The 255-nt window shown below is 54.5% G+C and carries 1 protein-coding gene; it reads right to left on the bottom strand.

Going from position 1 to position 255, the window contains the following annotated elements:
• Positions 1 to 255, bottom strand: a 255-nt coding sequence (locus L0U89_RS20735; RefSeq protein WP_234863211.1) for an integrase core domain-containing protein, incomplete at both ends; no start/stop codon positions are given.

Here is a 255-nt window from a genome sequence, read left to right as displayed (position 1 = left end):
TCTTGTCGTTGTATGCCCATACCGCGTGTTTTGCCGCCGCGTATGCTTCCTTTTGGTTGGCGAACTTGGCATCCAACAGGTATTCGGTTTTGAGTATGCCGTTTACCCTTTCCGCCATTGCGTTGTCATAGCAGTTGCCCGCTTCACCCATGCTTGACCTTATCCCGGCCTTCTTCAATATGGCGACATAGGCCTTGCCGCAGTACTGGAAGCCCCTGTCCGAGTGGTGGACAAGGCCTTTGGGGTCCGGACACT

The organism is Mariniradius sediminis, assembly GCF_021491425.1.
GTDB classification, from domain to species: Bacteria; Bacteroidota; Bacteroidia; order Cytophagales; family Cyclobacteriaceae; genus Mariniradius; species Mariniradius saccharolyticus.
The sequence above is the reverse complement of the archived record's forward strand: the minus strand, read 5'-3'. Positions and strand labels throughout refer to the sequence as shown.